The organism is Alkalihalobacillus deserti (genome assembly GCF_020734105.1).
Classification (GTDB): domain Bacteria; phylum Bacillota; class Bacilli; order Bacillales; family Bacillaceae_D; genus Halalkalibacter; species Halalkalibacter deserti.
This window is the reverse complement of the sequence record NZ_JAJAFR010000010.1, coordinates 86,423-105,509: the sequence shown is the minus strand read 5'-3', so window position 1 is coordinate 105,509 and position 19,087 is coordinate 86,423. Positions and strand designations below refer to the sequence as shown.

Below are 19,087 nucleotides of genomic sequence, written 5' to 3'. Positions count from 1 at the left end.
TTTTTATTCAATTACATCGTTAAATTTCAAAAGCTATTTTAGACTAAAAGGGAGATGCCACCATCTACAACAATGGTTTGCCCTCGAATCATTGCTGCTTCTTCAGAAAGCAAAAACAAGACAGTACTTGCCAAATCTTCTGCTTCTACAATACGCCCAGCTGGAGTTCGCGCTGCTGCATCTGCAAGTAATTCTTCCCGATTAGGAAAATGAGTTAACGCATCTGTATCTACAGCGCCGCCTGAAACTGCATTTACGACTATGTTTTTTTCAGCTAACTCAACGGCTAAATAGCGTGTTAATGCTTCTACTGCCGCTTTTGATACCCCTATTGTTGTGTAATTTTTCAAGTAACGAATTGATCCAAGCGAACTTAAACTTACAATATGACCTCCACCTACCTTTTCCATTCTTTTTGCTGCTTCTTGAGCACAAAAAAGAAGGGCCTTACTATTAATATCCATTGTCCAGTCCCAATGACTTTCCTCAAGCTCCATTAACGGGCGTAAAACACCAGACGCCGCGTTATTAACTAGTATATCTAAACGGCCATACTCTTCATCTATTCGAGTAAATAACTCCTTAATTTTCTCAGGCTTTCCTACATTCGCTTTTACAACCAATGCTTTTTGTCCAAGTGCTTCAATTTCCTTTGCCGTATCTATTGCGGCTTGCTTGCTTCTTGCATAATTGATTACAAGATCATAACCCTGTTTTGCTAATTTCAAGGCAATAAGTTTGCCAATTCCACGACTACTACCTGTAACTAATGCAACTTTTTGATTCATATGTAAAATCCTCCAATATCGTCTAATTACTTTATTATATCGTATAGCACCTCTTGCGAACAGGAACACTAAGTGAAAAGAATTGAAGGAGGGTTCATCATGTATGTAGGAAGAGATATGACAGAACTATCAATGATGTCTATCGATCAGTGGACTGAGAAGGAGTTAGCTTATTTTCACCATGGTCTTCAGCAAATGACACCATACTTAAATATCGAAGGGACAACCATTCATCGTGAAATTATTCGTGAAATTGAAACACGCGGTGGCTTACATCAAGAAGCCACGTGGACCCAAGGCACCGAGCCTCATCCTGATTGATTACAAAATTTAATTATTATGTGGGTGATTCAAAAGATCAAAAAAGGTCTTTCGAATCACTCTTTTTATATGAATTTTATTGAATTTCGTTTAAAATCAAGATAAATATTTAATTTTTAAAAAGGAGCGATGGAAATGAAAGCGGTTGTTTATGAAACATACGGAGATCCTCATGTTCTAAAAGTTTCAGAAGTCCCAAAACCTACAATTAAACCTAACGAAGTACTCATCCGCGTTAACGCAAGCGGCATTAATCCTGTCGATACATATTTTCGGAAAGGTATTAGGGAAGTAGAATCATTCCCTCATATTCCTCATTTTGATTTAGGTGGAGAAGTCATAGAAATTGGTGTCGATGTTACAGACACTCAGATTGGTGACCGCGTTTGGGCGACGAATGCGAAAGGAGCCTCAGCCGAATATGTAGCTATTTCATCAGCTTACGTATTTCCACTTCCTGATAACCTTACCTTTAAAGATGGAGCTGCGCTCGCTATGCCCTTTATGACCGCATACCTGTCTCTTTTTAGTCGTGGGCAACTAAAGGATAATGAAAGTGTATTGATATACGGTGCAGCAGGTGCTGTCGGACATGCCGCCGTTCAAATGGCAAAAAAAGCTGGGGCCCATGTTCTTGCGACCGCCAGCAATCCAGAAAAAGCCCTACTTGCCAAACAAGCTGGAGCGGATCAGGTTATTTTATATAAAGAAGAAGACTTAGTAGCAAAAGTAATGGAGCTTACTGATCAAAATGGAGTCTCTCTCATTTTAGATATGTCCGTTAGTGAAAACTTAGTGAAAAATCTTGAAATGATTGCTGTTACTGGGCGAATTATTACGATTGGCTCTCCTGTTAATAACACTCCTCCCCTTCTATGGAGAGAGTTAAATATGAAGCATGCCTCTTTAATTGGTGTCTTGCTTTTTACTGCACCAACTGAAGAATTACGAACAGCAGGTAAAGCCATTTCTGCAGGATTTGCGAATGGATCCTTTGCTACTCATATCGGTAACGTCTTTTCTTATGAAGAAGCAGCAACAGCGCATGAAGCATTAGATTCAAAACAATACGATGGTCGGATCATTCTTGAACATCTCAATTAAGAAGCTTGTTGTAGGAGATTCAAACTAGTATAGGTTTGGGTCTTTCTTTTTATGCTGAGTCGTTCATCCAAAAACGGTTTAATGGGATCAACTTTAGTTCTGATTACCCAACCTACTCATTTTATAGTTACTTTCAAACTAGTTGCGTCAATTTAGCACACTTATCCGTCCTTTATATTTAGCTTGCCCCACCCATCAATCGAATTAGTAAGATTTTAAATCAAGGGGAAACTAAATGATAGCTTTATTAGAAAGGAGTCTGTATATGGAAAAGCAATTGTACTATGTTAATTTAAATCCGATAAGTATGGAAGATATTAGTCCGACCCCTGTGAATGATGGTCAGTTAATTGAATATGAGATTGAAGCAACGTTAACGGAGAAAAAAGCATTAGAGGATTTGCTGCGTGAAGTACAAGCTCACGATCTAGAACTTGGAAATTTATTTACATTCAGGCATTTTGATGATGAAAAGGAAGATAGAGATCGTAATGAATACCAACGCGGTTTAAATGATGTATATGAAGCGATTTATCGCCTTGGAACCGCTGAAACAAAAGAGAAAATAAAAGAAATCCACATGATTAATGATGATGCCTTTCCTTTAAATAACCAGATTGAGCGTGATACCCCGCTTTAAATCATAAAATGCCTCAAAGGTGTACACTAACTAACCCCTTTGAGGCATTTTCCTTTAAAAATTGGACTTTGATTGTCCGCCATCGACATTGATCGTTGCCCCAACAATCCAACTCGCTTTTTCTGATGCTAAAAACGCCACAACATTTGCTATCTCTTCGACAGTTCCAAAACGTCCAGCTGGTATTTCTGCTTCAACAAACTGATTGATTTTTTCAGGGTTCTCTTCCAGTCTTCTTTGCCAGTTTCCAGAGGAATGTAAGATCGATCCCGGTGCGACACCATTCACTCGAACCCCATCTTTAATCACTTCATCTGCTAATGATTTTGTAAAGCTAATCATTGCTGCTTTCGCACTGTTATAAGTGACCTTCCCACCAGCCTCACGCCCAAAAATAGAAGAAATATTAATAATGCTTCCTGCTTGTTTTTCTTTCAAATACGGCAACACGAGCTTGCTAAAATGAACAGCAGAAAAATAATTGAGCTCAAAAGCTTCGTGAAATAGTGTTAGATTGGTTTCAGCTGTTGTTGAACCGTTACTCCCACCTAGATTATTAACAAGAACATCAATGGTACCGTAATGTTCCACCACTTCTCGAATTACACGTTCTCTTTCTTTTTCATTATACAAATCGGCTTGTATTGGCAAAATCTCACTAAACTGAGCTTTCGCCTGTTCTAAGCTGTCTTCTCCTCTTGCTACAATAGCAACCTTTGCTCCTTCATTTATAAAAGCAGCAGCAATTCCAAGGCCAATTCCTTTTGAGCCACCTGTAACAAGTATAATTTTATTTTTCAAATTCAGATCCACTTAATATCCAACTCCCTACGCTAAACTCGAGTCCATTAATGAATGTTGAATAATTTTTTGATGTGAGACTGGAAAAGCGTACTTTTCTATACTGTCTGTGGGCACCCATTTTCTCGTTTCGCTTTCGAGGTTAGCTCTACCTTTGACTTGTCCTTCAAAAACAGTTATATTCCAAACTAAATGAGAAAAAACATGCTCAACATGTTGAATAGCCCTTCCAACTTCAGCACCGATTTCAAAATCATTAACAAGAAACTCTGAAAGTAATTTACGTTGATCGTCCATGCCCGTTGTTTCCATATTCGGAAATTGCCATAATCGAGCTAGCAACCCCGTTTCCGGGCGTTTTTCAATGAGAACTTCACCATACTGGTTTTTTAACACAATTGCAGCCATCTGCTTAACAGTTTGCTTTTTCTTTTTTGACTTTATTGGTAATTCAGCTTGTATGCCTTTTTGGTTTGCACTGCAACGAACCTTTACTGGGCAAAGCAAGCAACCAGGGGACGTGGGCGTACAAATTAGTGCGCCAAGCTCCATTAACCCTTGATTAAACGCAGAAGGATTTTCTTTTGACACAAGGTCATATAAAATACCCTCAAATATCTTTCTCGTAGCTGGTTTGGCAATGTCTTCTTCAATTATGAATACTCTTGAGAGAACGCGCATCACATTGCCATCAACTGCTGGTTCTGCCTTTCCATATGCAATGCTTAAAATTGCACCTGCTGTATATGGTCCTACCCCTCTTAACGATAATATCTCTTCTCTTGTATTAGGAACGGTTCCCTCATACTTTTCAACTACTTCTTTAACTGCCGTTTGTAAATTACGAACGCGAGAATAATACCCTAACCCCTCCCACGCTTTTAAAATTTGATCTTCTTCAGCTTCAGCTAACGCTTCTAAGGTTGGAAATTCTCTTATGAAAGCTTGATAATAAGGAATGACTGTATCGACTCTTGTTTGCTGTAGCATGATTTCAGATACCCAAACACGATAGGGATCTTTTGATTCACGCCATGGCAATGCTCTTTGGTTCTCTAAAAACCAATTGACTAAATTTTCTTGGAAGCCTGTTACATCAAAATCTCTAAGCTGCTCTTGTATCACTTGAATGATTCCTTTCTTTGAAAAGCCCAGCAATGAATTTTTTCTGCGCCTCCCTCAATATAGGGAACAATTTTTCCAAAAACTGTATGATCTGCTTGACGACGTATTTTTTTCAATATTTGGTAATGGGACGCAGTCGGTACTTCATACATTTCGACATAAAGAAATGGCTGATCATCTGCTACATACCATTGAATCTTTTCAGCTTCGTAGTCTGCGAGCGTCTCGATAACTTCTTTCATAACATGTTCATATGCTTCAACTGAATTCTCTTTTACTTTGTATTCCATAAAAATCTGTAAACTTTTTGTCATTTTTCCTAATCCCCTTTTTAATCGATGATGATTCGGGTATAAATAAACTATATCAGAGATTTTCCCAAAAGGTTCGTTTTTACCTTTTGGGAAAACTTCGAAGCAATATGTCGAGCACTGTCTTAGCCTTCTTTAAAGCGTACTACTCAAAAAGGCGCACACCGTGTGGATCCATTACAACTACTTCGACTATAATATAACTAAGTTCTAATAAGTTGTACTTTTTCTTTCTATTTGGTTTACATGAAGTACAAGTAGACCCTTTTGCAAATATTGTCTTAAACATGTTACCGTTTCAATAAAACTAGAGAAAATAAGCTTTACCTTATTTAAAATTTACTAACACAGAAAGTTAAGGAGGTATCATAAACGATGGACACAGGTACTCATGTAGTAATGGGGATTTCGCTAGGCGGACTTGCCACACTAGATCCCACCATAGCAAGCGATCCATTACTCCCCAGTTCGGTCATGATTGCCACCATTATTGGCTCTCTAGCCCCAGACTTTGATACCGTATTAAAATTACGAAATAATGCGGTGTATATACGGAACCATCGTGGGATAACACATTCCATTCCAGCTGTTTTTTTATGGCCGCTTTTGATTACGGGTGGTATTTTTGCTTTTACTCCTGAGACCAATTGGTTAACGGTTTTACTATGGTCATTTATTGCTGTTTTTCTACATGTATTTGTCGATATTTTTAATGCGTATGGAACTCAAGCTCTACGCCCCCTTTCAAATAGATGGATTGCTTTAGGTGTTATTAATATTTTTGATCCATTTATTTTCTTTAGTCATTTAGCCGCTTTTTCATTTTGGGCTCTCGGATTACCTCCTGGGCGCACGATCCTTGTTTTATATTTAGGACTGATCGCCTATTATATTTGGAGAATAACTGAGAAAAAACGTGTTGTTCATCACGCGAAAAGGCTTCATCCCGATGCAAGCCATATTTTTGTATCACCAACGATCAGATGGAATCAATGGCATGTCGTCATTCGAACGCCTGATGTATTATTTGTGACAGAATCACGTAACCATGAGATTGAGTATTTTGAGCAGTATTCATTTGATCCTATCCCTGATATACCGGTCATAAACGCAGCAAGAAAAGACTCAAACCTTTCAGCCTTTTTATCTTTTTCTCCGACATACAGATGGGAAATTGAAGAAAAGGATGATATTACTGAAGTTCGTTTTGTTGACTTGCGCTATCGTAGTAAAGGACATTATCCATTCGTCGGAATTGTCCAATTAGACCAAAACTTGAACATAGTTAGTTCTTATACGGGTTGGGTATTTAGTGAAGAAACACTTCAAAAGAAATTAAATATTGTCACTGAGTAAACTATAACAGTGCGTGATAAGCCTGCCATGAACCATTCATTCATAGCAGGCTTAGTGTATAATTTGCTGACAACTACATTTTTAATGCTTTAGATGACCTTCATCCTTATTTAAATGTGAAAATTTTTCTTTCGTTGCAGCATATCTATGCAAAATGGGTCCGTATTGTTTAATCCAACGCGTGACAATTTGTTCCGTCACATCTTGTCCCTTATACGTCCAACCGCCTTTTGCACGCGTTACTTCAAAATCTTCCCATAAGCTTTCTACCCAAGTTCTTGCTTGAGCAGATGTAATTTCTGAATTAACAGCTAAAAGTTGCTCCGTTAAGCGCCTGAAACGATCTTCCATCTTTCTTTCCTCCTTTGACAATCTTTACGTCTTATATCTTTCAATTAAGTGCTCATACTATTATAGAACACGTTGGAAAGGAGGGTCACCAGATGCGTAACAAAGCAAAAGGCTTTCCAAATCATATTAAATTCGATGGGAATTCACCAAAGGATATCAAAAATAAAAACGAATCCAAACGAGCTGATTTAGAAATCAACACTCGTCCTAGAGAACGTATGAGAACTAGTGATGGTGATACGAATAATTAGGTGATTACTGATTTAATTGGCTTAAATCAATTTCCAACGTTTCTGGAGGTGCTAGAGCTATGGGTAAGGGGAAAGATACATTTAATTTCACAGAATATAAAAGTCCATTCGACTCACCACGTGCAAAACCGAAACATGCTTCTAAACAAATCGGTGGAGAAACGCAAATGAGTCAAACGGGTATTAAAGTTCGCTTACACCGGAAGGCCGAACAAAGATAAGCCTTCCACCTTGTACTGAATAAGGAGAGGTCTACTTGACTTCTCCTTCTTCTTTTACAAACAAAGAAATAGGAATTCCTTCAAGAGAGACTTCGTTATCGCGATATCCCCAAGCAAAATAACCATTTAAATAAGAAATCTTAAAAGTGGAACCACCCTCAATTGTATATGTCTCTCCTGGCTTAAAGTCCTCAGGATTAAGTAAATAAGCTTTAGCTAGAAGAACACGTCGTTCATAAACAGCAAATTCACTCGACATCCCTAATTGTTCTGCTTTTTTCGCTTTTTCGTTCAAACGAGCAATTTCTGTTCGTAGCTCATATTCAGTCAATTGACTAAACCTCTTTTGTTGTTCCATTTTGTTCATCCCTCTCTCTCATCTTCTTTATTATAGATGAAACAAGCAAGACAAACAAAGAATTGGCTACAGAAGATAAGCTAAAATTAATCCAATTATCCCTGAGAAACTAGCATAATAAAGCATCGGCAACATGGTCATTCGGATAATGGCCTCTTTCTTCCCTACTAGCCCAACAAACTGAAGCGGCTACAACTATATTTACAACTCAAATTATATTTCCAGCATTTGATCCAAGAACCTGTAGGCCTAAGAAAAGAAAAGAAAAGAAATAAATTCTCTTCTTCTAAACTGTTTAATTTGTTTCATTCAAGTATCTATCTATTAAAGCGAGAGAAAAACCTTTCCGATAAAGAGCTTGCTTCACTCTTTGCTTGAACTCCCAATCTGAATATTTCTCTGCATATTTTTTCTTGACCTTTTCCCCTTGGAAACAAATTGATTCCCACTCTACTTCATTTTCATTTGACATATCAACTTCTCGAAGTGCTTCATTAATCACTTCACGTGAAAACCCTTTTGTTTGCAGTTGATTAGATAATTTATCGATAAATGCTTGATTAGATAATTTATTGCTACGCATTTTTTGTTTCTCAAGCCATTTTATAATGGAATGAATTTGATCTTTTTTCTGAAATTGCTCGAGTGCCCCATCAATGACAACATCTTTTACCCCTTTTTGTAGAAGCTCTTGTTTTAACTTTAATGGACCTTTCATTAACGTTAATTGCTTCGAGCGAATATAGGCATGTGCAAATTCCTGATCATTTAATAACCCTTGTTCGAGAAGTTCCTCAATGACTTCATCTATATGTCGCTGGTCTTTTTCCTTTTTATAAAGATAGACCCTCATTTCCTCGATTGAGCGCATACGATAGGATAAATAATTTATCGCTAAGTAATACGTTTTTTTCTTTTCATCTTCATCAATTAATTGGATTAATGATTCCTCGTTTAACTCCATTCCTTTCTTTAAACCACGTTTAATTAGGATGTCTTCATCAACACTAAAGGCATACTCTTCTCCTTTGCCTCTATTAAGAAATATATTATAGCGACTTTTATTCCGCTGTTGCACTTGGATTTTTGTAATAACAGCCAAATAGGTCACCTCCAAACTTTTATTTTTGCAAAGATCCTTTAAAAGGACGTAAACTACTGTTAAAACGACTAGGAGGATTTAAAATGAGAATTGCGATAGCAGGCGGAACCGGTTTTATTGGCACAAAGCTTACAAATCATTTAGTAAGTCTCGGTCATTCTGTTTACATTTTAACAAGAGATGCAACGAATAAACCAGCAAAACCAAATGTGATTTATGTCGAATGGCTTAAGGATGGCACGAACCCAGCTGCATCCTTAGATGAGATTGATGTGATTGTTAACCTTGCTGGTGAGTCAATAGGTGCCAGTAGATGGACATCTGCACGTAAGAAAAGCATTCTCCAAAGTCGGATTCAATCGACACGCTCAATTGTTAACCTCATTGAAAAGCTAACATCAAAACCTAAAGTACTCGTGAACGCTTCAGCCATTGGCTACTACGGGAATTCCTTAACACATCCATTCACTGAAGAATCTAAACCAGCACAAGATAACTTTCTATCCCTCGTTGTTCAAAAATGGGAACAAGAAGCAGAAGCTGCAACCGCTTATGGAGTGAGGGTCACTTATTGTCGTTTAGGCGTTGTACTTGATTCTAATAAGGGTGCCTTAGCACGAATGCTATTACCATTTCGTTTCTTTGCCGGAGGACCTTTAGGGTCAGGAAGTCAGTGGTTCAGCTGGATTCATATTGATGATGTTATCCACATGTTTACTTTTGCGATTGAACACATTGAATTACAAGGTCCATTTAACTTAACAGCTCCCGCCCCATTAAAAATGGATGATTTCGGTAAAATAATTGCTCGTGTATTAAGCAAGCCTTATTGGTTACCAGCACCATCTATCGCTTTAAAGCTTTTACTTGGTGAAATGAGTACCCTCGTTCTTGATGGTCAAAAAGTCTTGCCATACAAGGCTGAAACAGCTGGTTATCGCTTTCTTTATCCATCTTTAGAACCAGCTTTAACAAATTTATTAAAGAGTTAGAAATATCTTAATATTCCTTATGAAATTGGGAGATTTTTTCACGAAAAATTTATAAAAAATAGGTATCTTTTTCGTAAAAAAACATTTAATATATAGAAGGATTCAAGAGTATATGAGCGTATTTGTTTCTTATAAATACATTTCACCAACATAAACAGGCTAGAATCCTAATTATCGCTATATAAACCAATATATAAACATTGGGAAGGCAATTGGTGCGCCACCAGCAAGGCTGGTTCTAGTGGGTTCGATTCCCACCCCGAATTTGATATGTACGACTATTAAATTCGAGGGTGGAGCGTTTTTTCTGCCCTCATCAAAAAGGAGGGCTTTTTGTGATTTTGAAAAAAAGAGACGTTGCTGATTGTCATGCTTTGTTCGAGTTGTTAGTGGACCCGGCTGTGTTTCCATTTGTTCGTCAGAAGGCATATTCATATGATGAGTTTGTTTTCTTAACCAAACAGACAATTGAAGCAGAAGAACGCGGGGAGCTCATCTCCCGCACGATTGTTGATGAGTGGGGATCACCAATTGGAACGATTAACTTATTTGATATCTCAAACAGCAGTGGCTTTTTAGGAACATGGATCGGAAAGCCCTTCTTTGGAAAAGGGTATAACAAGATTGCAAAGGATGCTTTTTTTGATGAATTATTTTTTACTTTGGATATTCAAACAGTATTCATGAGAATTCGCAAAGAAAATGTTCGTTCCTATATGGCGGCGAATAAATTACCTTATTGCACCATTGCTAACGAGTTCAGGCATGGTGTTTATGATCAAATTAATGCAAATGGTGATGTATACAATCTCTTTCAAATTGAAAAAGATCAGTATCATCTTCATTTAATGAGAACAGAGCAAGAAGAAATGCTTGATATCAAAGAAGCTTAAACAGTGATTAATATGAAACTATTTAGACCATACTGATACTAATCTTAAATAAGGTGGTAATCAGTATGGAAAATAAAAAAAGACGTGGTCAAGAGGAACGAAAAACATTACGTAAAGCTCAAGAAGTGAACTATGGTTCGGAATTTAGAGCAGCTGATCGTGCAGCAAATCGTAGTAAATCGTAGCTCCGACAGTGCCCAAATGAGAGAAAACAGCCCTTTTAGAGGTTTGTTTTCTTTTTTTGTGTTTTAAATCGTTTTTTTTCTATTAACTTCTAAACCCTATTCCCATGCGACTTCCCCTCTAACTTATTGGTCTGTCTATTTCAATTAGTTAGAAATCTCAACTATTTGGAAGCATTTACAGCAATGGTTGCCCTTAGGAACTTTAATCCCATCTAAGCCTTCCATTTGCTATTTAATCCCTGTTGAGCTAAGTTGCGTCCTTTCCCGACTCCCCTTATTATTAAAAAGTACACAAAATAGATTGTTTAAGGGGGACACCGACATTAAAAGTCAAATGGCTCCCGCTCCGTCAAAAACAGGCGCGGTTCAGTTCAAAAAACCGACTGTTGAAGATGGTGCGGCAATGTGGGAACTAGTAAATGAGTCAACACTCGATCAGAATTCTGCATATAAATATATTATGATGTGTGAATTTTTTGCAGAAACGTGTGTTGTCGCAAAAGAAAACGATCAACTTGTTGGATTCGTTACTGCTTTTATTCCTCCCGAGCGACAAGATGTAGTTTTCGTTTGGCAAATTGGAGTTCATTCTTCTCAACGAGGAAAAGGCTTAGCATCTAAGTTATTACATCAACTTGTTCACCGTTCAGGTTGCGAGAAAGTTGAATATGTTGAAGCCACAGTTACTCCATCAAACGAAGCATCTCAAGCGTTGTTTCGTCGTTTAGCCCGTAGTTATGATACTGAATGTGAAGTAAGTGCTTGTTTTTCTGAGGACTTATTCCCTGAAGAAGGACACGAAGAAGAATTAACATTTCGTGTAGGTCCTATAAAAAAGAACTAACACACAGTAAACTAGGGATGAACGAAAAACAATAAATACACTACCCGGTATAGGTAATAGGAGGAGAAAAGAAGATGAGTCAAACAGATATGACGATTTTTGAAAATCTTGAATCTGAGGTACGTAGTTATGTCCGAAGTTTTCCAACTGTATTCACAAAAGCAAAAGGTTATAAAATGTGGGATGAGCAAGGCACAGAATACGTTGACTTCTTTTCTGGTGCAGGTGCACTAAATTACGGTCATAATGATCCTATGATGAAGGCAAAACTAGTCGATTATATTTTAAGTGATGGTATCACACATTCATTAGATATGGCCACAGCTCCTAAAGCTGAATTTCTTACAACTTTTAATGAAGTCATTTTAAAACCTAGAAATCTTAATTATAAAATCATGTTCCCAGGACCAACTGGAACAAACACAGTTGAAAGTGCACTGAAGCTTGCTCGTAAGGTAACTGGACGAACAGATATTCTTAGTTTCACAAATGGCTTCCACGGAATGACCATTGGAGCTCTTTCCGTTACAGGTAATGCTTTTAAGCGTAAAGGTGCCGGAATTCCATTACAAAATGTTGTAACAATGCCATATGATAGCTTTGTTAATGACAACCTCGACACTCTGGAGTATCTCGAGCGTTTCCTAGAGGATGGCGGTAGTGGTGTTGACATCCCTGCAGCAATGATCCTCGAGACAGTCCAAGGTGAAGGCGGTATTAATGCTGCAAGTTTCGAGTGGTTACAACGCATAGAGCAAATCTGTAAGCGTTGGGACATTCTGCTTATCGTTGATGATGTTCAAGCAGGTGTCGGTCGTACTGGAACATTCTTTAGCTTTGAAAAATCAGGAATCAAGCCTGACATCGTATGTATGTCTAAGTCGATTGGTGGATATGGATTGCCACTAGCTATTACGTTAATTCGTCCTGAATTAGATATTTTTGAACCTGGAGAGCACAATGGTACATTCCGTGGGAATAACCATGCTTTTGTAACAGCTACTGCTGCTCTTTCTTATTGGGAAGATCCAAAATTCGAAAAAAATATTGAAGAAAAGTCAGTGAAAATTTTCAACTTCTTAGAAGGTATTGTAGCGAAGTACCCCGAGTTACAGGGTGAAGCTAAAGGCCGTGGTTTTATGGTTGGAATTGAAACCAAGATTGAGGGACTCGCTTCAAGTATCGCAGCCGAAGCGTTTGAGCGTGGCTTAATTATGGAAACATCAGGTCCTAAGGACGAAGTTTTCAAGCTTTTCCCACCACTTATTATCGATGACGAAGGTCTAGAAAAAGGATTTAAAATCATTGAAGACAGTGTAAGGGCAGTACTTGGAGCAAGAGAATTAGTTATATCATAAATGAGCATACTTTGTTAGAAGACAACTAGAGGAGCATTCTTGCTCCTCTACATAATTTTAAAAGATAAACTGGAGGTAATGATTCATGAAAGTAGTTAAACTAGCAGATGTATTAGGAACTGAATACGAAGTAGATGGAGGAAACTGGGTCAGCCGTCGCCTAGTTCACAAAAAAGATGGCATGGGCTATTCCGTTAGTGATACTATTATTAAAGCTGGTACAGAAACTCACATATGGTACCAAAATCATCTCGAATCTGTTTATTGTATTGAAGGTGAAGGTGAAGTTGAAACACTAGCTGATAATAAAGTATGGCCAATCAAGAAAGATGAAATTTATGTGTTAGACAAGCATGATGAGCATTTACTTCGCGCAAGTGAAAAGGGAGATATGCGCATGGTTTGTGTGTTTAATCCTCCACTTTCAGGTAAAGAAGTACATGATGAAAATGGCGTTTATCCTGTGGATGAAGATTAATACAGGAAAAACAGCTGGCTTACGAGTAGTCAGCTGTTTTTTTGCGCTTGATTCTCTCTTTTAATAAGCCATAGAAAAATAGATGGGTGATTTCATCCACTAATTGTTCTCCCTTTTCACCAGTGAACACCTCATAATGCTTTTCAATCGCCGTTTTTAATAATTGATAATAGACAAGGATCGATTCCATCGATATGTTTTCCTTCAAATACCCCTCTTTTTTTCCCTGATTTAAAAAAGCCATAAACACTGGCATGGATACATTTTGGTGAAACCCTTCTACATACTTACGAAGATCTCCATTTTCAGCGAGAATACTTTGCAAGACTTGAATGCAAATGATCGCATAGAAGAAATGAAAAAAACAACATAAGATCTTTGTCGTTTCTTGTGTCATGTAAGCCGATCTCGGAAAACTGGAGCAAATTCCTTTTACTTCTAACAAAGTTTCTAATTTAACAATTGAAATAACTGTACAAAGGAATGTGAACGAATTTCTTGATCTACTAACACATGCCAATATCAAAGATTTATCGATGAACAGCGAAAAGCTAGAAGATATTTTCCTTGGGTATTATGGACAGGAGGAGAAAGTATGAACAGTCACCTCTACTTTCAAATGATGAAATCAAATCTTAAAAGTATTCTTGGCTATGGAATTGGTTCGGGCCTTTATATTCTCTTAGTTATCTCTATTTTTCCTAGCTTTGAAAATTCTGCTAAGTTTCAACAGTTGCTGGATTTATATCCTGAATCGCTTCTTGCTGCTTTTGGAATCGAGGGCTTATCGGAGTTATCGGATTTTCTATCGGGACAATACTACGGGATGTTTTTCCTATTACTTATTATCTATTTTTTCAATTACAACCGCAGCGAAATTACTAGCTAGATTCGTCTCACAAGGCTCGATGGCTTATTTACTTGCAACTCCGACTACACGGGTTCAAATCGCATTTACTCAGGCCACTGTTTTACTAGGAAGCCTAGTTCTGATTACTGGAACAGCCACTTTGTTTACGTTTATCGGTCAGGCCATCTTTCTAACCGAACCAGCCATCCATACTGGTTCATTTTTATTAATGAATGCAACAGGACTCTTTCTTTTCTTTGCCATTAGTAGTTATTGTTTTCTTTTCTCAGCGATCCTTAATGATGATAAAAAAGCAATTGGATTGTCTACCATTGTCACAGTCTTGATGTATGCATTTGATTTAATTGGAAAATTGGCCGTTGACTTTGAATGGTTACGAAACCTTTCTCTCTTTTCTGCTTTCAACCCTTCTGAACTAGCTAGAGGAGAAACCAGCGCCATCACCTCAATGGTCTTATACTTGTCTATAACCATTGTATTATATAGCTTGGCAATCGTTAGCTTTAAAGAGCGTGATCTACCTTTATAAAAGAATTCGTTTCTCTCACTGATAAAGACGCTACGATCCTTTGTATGATCCTAGCGTCTTTTAAATATATTCTTTTACTGGTTGAAATGAAGTTGTAGATAGCCCTTTTCTCCATCACCTTTACGGCTTTTTTATATGCCTTAAGACAACTATTTCACTTGATGAACAAGTGGTTTTCCTTCTAACCCATTTACGAGATTGGCCATTGCTAAACGAGCCATTTCCAAACGCGTCTCAATTGCAGCACTTCCAATGTGAGGCAATGCCGTAACGTTTCTTAATTGCAACAGTTTATGATTGGAATTAATTGGTTCCGTTTGAAAAACATCTAAGCCGGCAGCCCAAATTTCATTAGATTGTAAAGCTTGATATAAAGCTTCCTCGTCAACATTCAGTCCTCTTGATGTATTAATGAATACCGCTGAATGTTTCATTTTTTTAAATTGTGGTGTACTCATCATGTGGTACGTTTCTTTGGTAGAAGGGGCGAGAAGGACGATGTAGTCACTTTGTTCCAAGAGCGCATCAAGTTCTAGATAACTTGCATCTAATTCCATTTCCGCTTCTTCGTTTCGACTACGATTATGATAAAGGATGTTCATAGAAAATCCCTTTGCTCTTTTAGCGACGCCAAGTCCAATTTTCCCCATCCCTATAATACCAATGGTTTTTCCGTAAATTTCTTGACCTGTTAAGAAGAACGGTCCCCAGCTTTTCCATTGATCATCCCGAATGACATCCATGCCTTCGATCAATCTTCTTCCGGTAGCCATTAACAAGGCAAATGTTAAATCTGCTGTTGCTTCTGTTAAAACACCTGGTGTATGGCCAACTAATATGCCACGGTTTCTAGCTACTTCTAAATCAATATTGTCATAGCCTACAGCCATTGTGCTTACTACTTTCAACTGCTTAGCACGGTCAAATACTTCTTGATCGATCACATCTGCAACATTTGTAAATAGTCCGTCTGCCGCTTCTATTTCTGATAGTAAACGCTTACGCGGCATCGGTTCATTTTCATTATCAGCCATAACAACTTCATATTTCTCTTTTATAGGTGCCATTAATTCTTCAGGTAATTTACAAGTAGCAAGTATTTTCATATTATATCCTCTCAATCTAAAAATTTAATGAAGAAATAATTGTTTGAAAGTGAGATCATCTTTTTGTACCCCTAATTGCTCTAAAAATTGATAGACTTCATCAAAGGAGTTAACTGGATATTGGGTTTGACATATATTAGACGTTTGACTAATATTGTCTAGAAAATCCTCATCTTGTGTGAGTCCTATTTCAAGTTGTAGTAAGAGTTTCAAGATCTCATTATCTTTTTCGAACGTAACATATCCATCTCTTTTATTAAAATAAATAATGAGTGGCACTTGAGTGTGCGGATGGATAAAATGAGCTATATACATGTCCATATCATCTCTCCTTTACCTCATATTTTTTCTTGCTTATCATCTACATGTCAACTACGATTCATTTAATTTTCTCCGAGTTCCCCCATATACCCTCTTACTATTTTGGATAAACTACCATAAAAAACAATCAAAATGGTTAACCCAATAGATCGTATTCAACCCGAAAAGATTGTGACTAACATAAATGTGAACCTACTCGCACCTATTATTATAACATCAGAATTGTCAAACATACGAAAGATCTCATTTATGATAAAAGAGTTATTAATACGCCATCAGGGGCTAGAGTTGTTATCGACCATCTAAGGGTGAAATTGACCTTTTTATTCGAGAATTCGGACTTTATTAATGTTGAAACATTTGAAAAACGAGGGCCAATTGCTGCTTCTGATACCATTGCCGAAGTGATATTGGTTTGCTTACTTCAACAACCTTTCCAGTAGTAAAGGTCAGAAATGTTAAAAATTATCTTTAGATTAACAACAATGGACATCTTTTCCATTAGGAGGAGATGTCATTCTTATATTTACTCTTAAGGGACATCATGCCCCATCGAGCTCTGAAGAATCTCGAACCATTGATCTATTGTCAATTGATAATCAAGTGCCCTAACCGCGCGAGTAATTCTTTCTTTTTGACTAGATCCGATAATCGGCATAATCTTTGCCGGATGAGAGAGCAACCAAGCATATGCCACTTCATCAATGGAAGAAGCTCCAACTTCTGCTTTTACTTTTTCAAGAGCGTCTCTAAGCCTTACACTCTTCTCGTCTGTCCCCTTAAATAGAGCTCCACCTGCTAAAGGCGACCATGCCATTGGAGTGATTCTATTTTCAAGGCAGAAATTTAATGTACCATCTTCAATGTTTTCTAACTGGTATGGCGAAATTTCTATTTGGTTCGTAATAAGTTTTTCATCTATGTAGGATTGTAACATCGTAAACTGATGATGTTTAAAATTAGACACACCAAAATGGCGGACTTTACCTGCTTCTTTTAATTGTCTGAATGCGTCCGCCACTTCTTCTGGATTCATAAACGGATCCGGTCTATGGATAAGTAAAACATCGATATAGTCCGTATGCAATTCTGATAATGAATTCTCTACAGACTCTATTATGTGTTTTTTTGACGTATTATAGTGATGGGATTTGTGTTGTGGCCTGGTCGGTGCCTCAATAACAATTCCACATTTTGTCACAAGCTCCATTTTGTCACGCAAAGACGGCTCTATCGCTAATGCTCGTCCAAACAAATTTTCACAAGTGAACTTCCCATAAATATCAGCGTGATCAAATGTCGTAATCCCTTGCTCTATTGCATACTTGATTAAATCAAGTGTTTCTTCTTTTGTCTGATTCCAACTATCCAAACGCCATAAACCATGTATAAATCGAGAAAAAGATAAATCTTCCGTTAATTGAATACGTTGCATGATATCCTCCTCTTAACTTCTGGTCATTAATTTTACAAACAGATAATACGCTTAATTATAACAGTTTAATAACTAGGGGGGAAAATAACATGTCTAGACCGATTGTCCAGCCTCTTAAAAATTCTGGTTTAGCTGCTGTTCTTAGCGCTCTTTGGTGCGGCTTAGGCCAAATCTACAATGGTCAAATTGCTAAAGGTATTGCTTTTATGATTATCCAATTTATTAATGCCTGTCTTATGTTTGTTATTATTGGTTTTATTACCTATCCAATTATGTGGATTTGGGGAATGTTCGACGCTTATCGGCAAGCCGAAGAGATCAATCGCCGGAGTAAGTATGACACAGAAGCGTAAGTTTAAAAAGAAGATAATGATGAGTGGACCTCATGATTATCTTCTTACTTGAAGATATTTTAGTAAAATAGAAAAGGTTTGTTCTCTGATAATTTCCCCTTCGTTTAAGAGCTGATGATGACCATTGTCCATTAGGACCATTGAACTCTTAGGGTACAAAGATTGGACCTGCTTTAATCCATATTTAGTATCAATAGTATTATCCTGATTCCCTTGTATCATTAAGAATGAAAGTTCTTCTGCGCGATTAGCTCTGTTGTTGTTCAACCAAGTGTTTAAGGCGTTAATCCAAGCAACAGGTAATCGTTTTTCTTGAAGTGGGTCGTTTTCCGTGAATAACAAATAGTTTTGATCACTAGAATTTTTTTTAAATACTCTCGTTAGTGTTTTAAGAAATGGTTTGGTCAAGAAAAGTCCTAGTTTGGATAGTTTCCATAGATGTGGTTGAAAAAGAGGTGCAATGAGAGCCATCTTTTGAAAACTTCCTTTTGCTCTCTTGGCAAACTCAAGAGCAATCATTGCTCCTGTACTATGTCCAACAAGCAATGGGCTAGTCGTAAACTTCAGCAGCACGTCATCATAAACAACCTGTAACGTTTTTAAATAATCTTCAAACTTTTTAATGGTTGCGCGCTCCCCACTAGATAGCCCATGTCCAGGTAAGTCATACCCAATCACTTCATACTTATTCTTCACTAGAAAATGGATGACTTTGTCCAATGATCCTATATGATCAAGATAGCCATGCATTAGTAAAATCGTTCCAATTGGTTCACTCGGACAGAAACGTTGGACAAACAGCTTAAATTCACCTGATTCTATATACCCATACTCATACTTGCAAATATGTATAGGTAATTTGTAAAAGTCGGTATATGCTTTAATATAGGAAGATGAGTACCCAAATGGAAGACATTCAGCTTGAATTTGGGTAATTGATTTTTTAATCCATTCTTTTTTCTGGTTTAATGTGTCTTGCAAATCAATTCCTCC

At 37.4% G+C, this 19,087-nt stretch carries 27 protein-coding genes; 15 read left to right on the top strand and 12 right to left on the bottom strand.

Annotation, left to right across the window (positions count from 1 at the left end; all coding sequences use genetic code 11):
- Window positions 1–38: 38 nt before the first annotated feature.
- Entirely contained in the window at window positions 39–788 is a 750-nt protein-coding gene (gene fabL, locus LDX58_RS17125; protein WP_227938026.1) for an enoyl-[acyl-carrier-protein] reductase FabL, read from the bottom strand.
- Between the two features lie 99 nt (window positions 789–887).
- Between fabL and yfhS the strand changes: the two genes are divergently transcribed.
- The 3 genes from yfhS (at window position 888) to LDX58_RS17110 (ending at window position 2,853) form a co-directional block, all read left to right on the top strand.
- On the top strand, window positions 888–1,109 hold the full coding sequence (gene yfhS, locus LDX58_RS17120) for a mother cell protein YfhS (protein WP_227938025.1): 222 nt from the start codon (window positions 888–890) through the stop codon (window positions 1,107–1,109).
- Window positions 1,110–1,244: 135 nt separating this feature from the next.
- The gene (locus tag LDX58_RS17115) at window positions 1,245–2,213 is read left to right on the top strand and encodes an NADPH:quinone reductase (protein ID WP_227938024.1); all 969 of its coding nucleotides are present in this window, start codon (window positions 1,245–1,247) and stop codon (window positions 2,211–2,213) included.
- A gap of 265 nt (window positions 2,214–2,478) precedes the next feature.
- Window positions 2,479–2,853, top strand: a complete 375-nt coding sequence (locus tag LDX58_RS17110; RefSeq protein ID WP_227938023.1) for a hypothetical protein — start codon at window positions 2,479–2,481, stop codon at window positions 2,851–2,853.
- A 54-nt stretch (window positions 2,854–2,907) separates the two neighbouring features.
- On the opposite strand, the gene LDX58_RS17105 is transcribed toward LDX58_RS17110, so the two are convergent.
- The 3 genes from LDX58_RS17105 to LDX58_RS17095 are packed head-to-tail and all read right to left on the bottom strand — an operon-like array spanning window position 2,908 to window position 5,093.
- Window positions 2,908–3,666, bottom strand: coding sequence for an SDR family NAD(P)-dependent oxidoreductase (locus LDX58_RS17105; protein ID WP_227938022.1), 759 nt, complete (start codon window positions 3,664–3,666; stop codon window positions 2,908–2,910).
- Window positions 3,667–3,681: 15 nt separating this feature from the next.
- Window positions 3,682–4,785, bottom strand: a complete 1,104-nt coding sequence (gene mutY / locus LDX58_RS17100; RefSeq protein WP_227938050.1) for an A/G-specific adenine glycosylase — start codon at window positions 4,783–4,785, stop codon at window positions 3,682–3,684.
- Window positions 4,776–5,093, bottom strand: a complete 318-nt coding sequence (locus LDX58_RS17095; RefSeq protein ID WP_227938021.1) for a hypothetical protein — start codon at window positions 5,091–5,093, stop codon at window positions 4,776–4,778. The genes mutY and LDX58_RS17095 overlap by 10 nt, the downstream gene beginning before the upstream one ends.
- 372 nt (window positions 5,094–5,465) lie before the next feature.
- On the opposite strand from LDX58_RS17095, the gene LDX58_RS17090 reads away from it, so the two are divergent.
- A complete protein-coding gene (locus LDX58_RS17090) occupies window positions 5,466–6,446 on the top strand; it encodes a metal-dependent hydrolase (protein WP_227938020.1) in 981 nt (326 codons plus the stop codon).
- Window positions 6,447–6,527: 81 nt separating this feature from the next.
- On the opposite strand, the gene LDX58_RS17085 is transcribed toward LDX58_RS17090, so the two are convergent.
- Window positions 6,528–6,797: a YfhJ family protein gene (locus LDX58_RS17085; RefSeq protein WP_227938019.1), complete on the bottom strand. Its 270-nt coding sequence runs from the start codon at window positions 6,795–6,797 to the stop codon at window positions 6,528–6,530.
- Between the two features lie 92 nt (window positions 6,798–6,889).
- On the opposite strand from LDX58_RS17085, the gene sspK reads away from it, so the two are divergent.
- Both sspK and LDX58_RS17075 read left to right on the top strand, forming a co-directional pair.
- On the top strand, window positions 6,890–7,048 hold the full coding sequence (gene sspK / locus LDX58_RS17080; protein WP_227938018.1) for a small acid-soluble spore protein K: 159 nt from the start codon (window positions 6,890–6,892) through the stop codon (window positions 7,046–7,048).
- 59 nt (window positions 7,049–7,107) lie between these two features.
- Entirely contained in the window at window positions 7,108–7,269 is a 162-nt protein-coding gene (locus LDX58_RS17075; protein ID WP_227938017.1) for a YpzG family protein, read from the top strand.
- Between the two features lie 31 nt (window positions 7,270–7,300).
- Here the strand turns inward: LDX58_RS17075 and LDX58_RS17070 are convergent, their stop codons facing one another.
- Both LDX58_RS17070 and recX read right to left on the bottom strand, forming a co-directional pair.
- Window positions 7,301–7,636, bottom strand: a complete 336-nt coding sequence (locus tag LDX58_RS17070) for a YfhH family protein (RefSeq protein WP_227938016.1) — start codon at window positions 7,634–7,636, stop codon at window positions 7,301–7,303.
- A 286-nt stretch (window positions 7,637–7,922) separates the two neighbouring features.
- Entirely contained in the window at window positions 7,923–8,729 is an 807-nt protein-coding gene (gene recX, locus LDX58_RS17065; protein WP_265416730.1) for a recombination regulator RecX, read from the bottom strand.
- Between the two features lie 83 nt (window positions 8,730–8,812).
- Between recX and LDX58_RS17060 the strand changes: the two genes are divergently transcribed.
- The 6 genes from LDX58_RS17060 (at window position 8,813) to LDX58_RS17035 (ending at window position 13,479) form a co-directional block, all read left to right on the top strand.
- Window positions 8,813–9,721, top strand: a complete 909-nt coding sequence (locus tag LDX58_RS17060; protein WP_227938014.1) for a TIGR01777 family oxidoreductase — start codon at window positions 8,813–8,815, stop codon at window positions 9,719–9,721.
- Window positions 9,722–10,059: 338 nt separating this feature from the next.
- Window positions 10,060–10,614 carry a GNAT family N-acetyltransferase gene (locus tag LDX58_RS17055; RefSeq protein ID WP_227938049.1) on the top strand — a complete coding sequence of 185 codons (555 nt, stop codon included), beginning with the start codon at window positions 10,060–10,062 and terminating at the stop codon, window positions 10,612–10,614.
- A 65-nt stretch (window positions 10,615–10,679) separates the two neighbouring features.
- A complete protein-coding gene (locus LDX58_RS17050) occupies window positions 10,680–10,799 on the top strand; it encodes a YfhE family protein (RefSeq protein ID WP_227938013.1) in 120 nt (39 codons plus the stop codon).
- A gap of 334 nt (window positions 10,800–11,133) precedes the next feature.
- Window positions 11,134–11,643 (top strand): diaminobutyrate acetyltransferase, encoded by a 510-nt coding sequence (gene ectA, locus LDX58_RS17045; protein WP_227938048.1) that lies wholly within the window; start codon window positions 11,134–11,136, stop codon window positions 11,641–11,643.
- 74 nt (window positions 11,644–11,717) lie between these two features.
- On the top strand, window positions 11,718–13,001 hold the full coding sequence (gene ectB, locus LDX58_RS17040) for a diaminobutyrate--2-oxoglutarate transaminase (protein ID WP_227938012.1): 1,284 nt from the start codon (window positions 11,718–11,720) through the stop codon (window positions 12,999–13,001).
- 85 nt (window positions 13,002–13,086) lie between these two features.
- Window positions 13,087–13,479, top strand: a complete 393-nt coding sequence (locus LDX58_RS17035) for an ectoine synthase (protein WP_227938011.1) — start codon at window positions 13,087–13,089, stop codon at window positions 13,477–13,479.
- 19 nt (window positions 13,480–13,498) lie between these two features.
- On the opposite strand, the gene LDX58_RS17030 is transcribed toward LDX58_RS17035, so the two are convergent.
- On the bottom strand, window positions 13,499–13,876 hold the full coding sequence (locus LDX58_RS17030) for a hypothetical protein (RefSeq protein ID WP_227938010.1): 378 nt from the start codon (window positions 13,874–13,876) through the stop codon (window positions 13,499–13,501).
- 198 nt (window positions 13,877–14,074) lie between these two features.
- On the opposite strand from LDX58_RS17030, the gene LDX58_RS17025 reads away from it, so the two are divergent.
- Together LDX58_RS17025 and LDX58_RS17020 are read left to right on the top strand one after the other, a co-directional pair.
- Window positions 14,075–14,368 (top strand): hypothetical protein, encoded by a 294-nt coding sequence (locus LDX58_RS17025; protein WP_227938051.1) that lies wholly within the window; start codon window positions 14,075–14,077, stop codon window positions 14,366–14,368.
- Window positions 14,250–14,879 (top strand): ABC transporter permease subunit, encoded by a 630-nt coding sequence (locus tag LDX58_RS17020; protein WP_227938047.1) that lies wholly within the window; start codon window positions 14,250–14,252, stop codon window positions 14,877–14,879. The genes LDX58_RS17025 and LDX58_RS17020 overlap by 119 nt, the downstream gene beginning before the upstream one ends.
- 149 nt (window positions 14,880–15,028) lie before the next feature.
- Here the strand turns inward: LDX58_RS17020 and LDX58_RS17015 are convergent, their stop codons facing one another.
- The 3 genes from LDX58_RS17015 to LDX58_RS17005 all read right to left on the bottom strand — a co-directional run bounded on the left by LDX58_RS17015 (window position 15,029) and on the right by LDX58_RS17005 (window position 17,741).
- A complete protein-coding gene (locus LDX58_RS17015; RefSeq protein WP_227938009.1) occupies window positions 15,029–15,985 on the bottom strand; it encodes a 2-hydroxyacid dehydrogenase in 957 nt (318 codons plus the stop codon).
- A gap of 24 nt (window positions 15,986–16,009) precedes the next feature.
- A complete protein-coding gene (locus LDX58_RS17010) occupies window positions 16,010–16,306 on the bottom strand; it encodes a hypothetical protein (protein WP_227938008.1) in 297 nt (98 codons plus the stop codon).
- A gap of 532 nt (window positions 16,307–16,838) precedes the next feature.
- Window positions 16,839–17,741 (bottom strand): aldo/keto reductase, encoded by a 903-nt coding sequence (locus tag LDX58_RS17005; protein WP_227938007.1) that lies wholly within the window; start codon window positions 17,739–17,741, stop codon window positions 16,839–16,841.
- Between the two features lie 89 nt (window positions 17,742–17,830).
- Here LDX58_RS17005 and LDX58_RS17000 point away from each other — a divergent pair, with 89 nt between their 5' ends.
- On the top strand, window positions 17,831–18,094 hold the full coding sequence (locus LDX58_RS17000; RefSeq protein ID WP_227938006.1) for a hypothetical protein: 264 nt from the start codon (window positions 17,831–17,833) through the stop codon (window positions 18,092–18,094).
- Window positions 18,095–18,130: 36 nt separating this feature from the next.
- Here the strand turns inward: LDX58_RS17000 and LDX58_RS16995 are convergent, their stop codons facing one another.
- Window positions 18,131–19,075 carry an alpha/beta hydrolase gene (locus LDX58_RS16995; RefSeq protein ID WP_227938005.1) on the bottom strand — a complete coding sequence of 315 codons (945 nt, stop codon included), beginning with the start codon at window positions 19,073–19,075 and terminating at the stop codon, window positions 18,131–18,133.
- Between the last annotated feature and the right edge of the window lie 12 nt (window positions 19,076–19,087).

Bases quoted from the DNA above. Each gene is read 5' to 3' on its own strand.
- fabL (WP_227938026.1), bottom strand. From the start codon at position 788: ATGAATCAAAAAGTTGCATTAGTTACAGGTAGTAGTCGTGGAATTGGC.
- yfhS (WP_227938025.1), top strand. From the start codon at position 888: ATGTATGTAGGAAGAGATATGACAGAACTATCAATGATGTCTATCGAT.
- LDX58_RS17115 (WP_227938024.1), top strand. From the start codon at position 1,245: ATGAAAGCGGTTGTTTATGAAACATACGGAGATCCTCATGTTCTAAAA.
- LDX58_RS17110 (WP_227938023.1), top strand. From the start codon at position 2,479: ATGGAAAAGCAATTGTACTATGTTAATTTAAATCCGATAAGTATGGAA.
- LDX58_RS17095 (WP_227938021.1), bottom strand. From the start codon at position 5,093: ATGACAAAAAGTTTACAGATTTTTATGGAATACAAAGTAAAAGAGAAT.
- LDX58_RS17090 (WP_227938020.1), top strand. From the start codon at position 5,466: ATGGACACAGGTACTCATGTAGTAATGGGGATTTCGCTAGGCGGACTT.
- LDX58_RS17085 (WP_227938019.1), bottom strand. From the start codon at position 6,797: ATGGAAGATCGTTTCAGGCGCTTAACGGAGCAACTTTTAGCTGTTAAT.
- sspK (WP_227938018.1), top strand. From the start codon at position 6,890: ATGCGTAACAAAGCAAAAGGCTTTCCAAATCATATTAAATTCGATGGG.
- LDX58_RS17075 (WP_227938017.1), top strand. From the start codon at position 7,108: ATGGGTAAGGGGAAAGATACATTTAATTTCACAGAATATAAAAGTCCA.
- LDX58_RS17070 (WP_227938016.1), bottom strand. From the start codon at position 7,636: ATGAACAAAATGGAACAACAAAAGAGGTTTAGTCAATTGACTGAATAT.
- LDX58_RS17060 (WP_227938014.1), top strand. From the start codon at position 8,813: ATGAGAATTGCGATAGCAGGCGGAACCGGTTTTATTGGCACAAAGCTT.
- LDX58_RS17050 (WP_227938013.1), top strand. From the start codon at position 10,680: ATGGAAAATAAAAAAAGACGTGGTCAAGAGGAACGAAAAACATTACGT.
- ectA (WP_227938048.1), top strand. From the start codon at position 11,134: ATGGCTCCCGCTCCGTCAAAAACAGGCGCGGTTCAGTTCAAAAAACCG.
- ectB (WP_227938012.1), top strand. From the start codon at position 11,718: ATGAGTCAAACAGATATGACGATTTTTGAAAATCTTGAATCTGAGGTA.
- LDX58_RS17035 (WP_227938011.1), top strand. From the start codon at position 13,087: ATGAAAGTAGTTAAACTAGCAGATGTATTAGGAACTGAATACGAAGTA.
- LDX58_RS17030 (WP_227938010.1), bottom strand. From the start codon at position 13,876: ATGACACAAGAAACGACAAAGATCTTATGTTGTTTTTTTCATTTCTTC.
- LDX58_RS17025 (WP_227938051.1), top strand. From the start codon at position 14,075: ATGAACAGTCACCTCTACTTTCAAATGATGAAATCAAATCTTAAAAGT.
- LDX58_RS17015 (WP_227938009.1), bottom strand. From the start codon at position 15,985: ATGAAAATACTTGCTACTTGTAAATTACCTGAAGAATTAATGGCACCT.
- LDX58_RS17010 (WP_227938008.1), bottom strand. From the start codon at position 16,306: ATGGACATGTATATAGCTCATTTTATCCATCCGCACACTCAAGTGCCA.
- LDX58_RS17005 (WP_227938007.1), bottom strand. From the start codon at position 17,741: ATGCAACGTATTCAATTAACGGAAGATTTATCTTTTTCTCGATTTATA.
- LDX58_RS17000 (WP_227938006.1), top strand. From the start codon at position 17,831: ATGTCTAGACCGATTGTCCAGCCTCTTAAAAATTCTGGTTTAGCTGCT.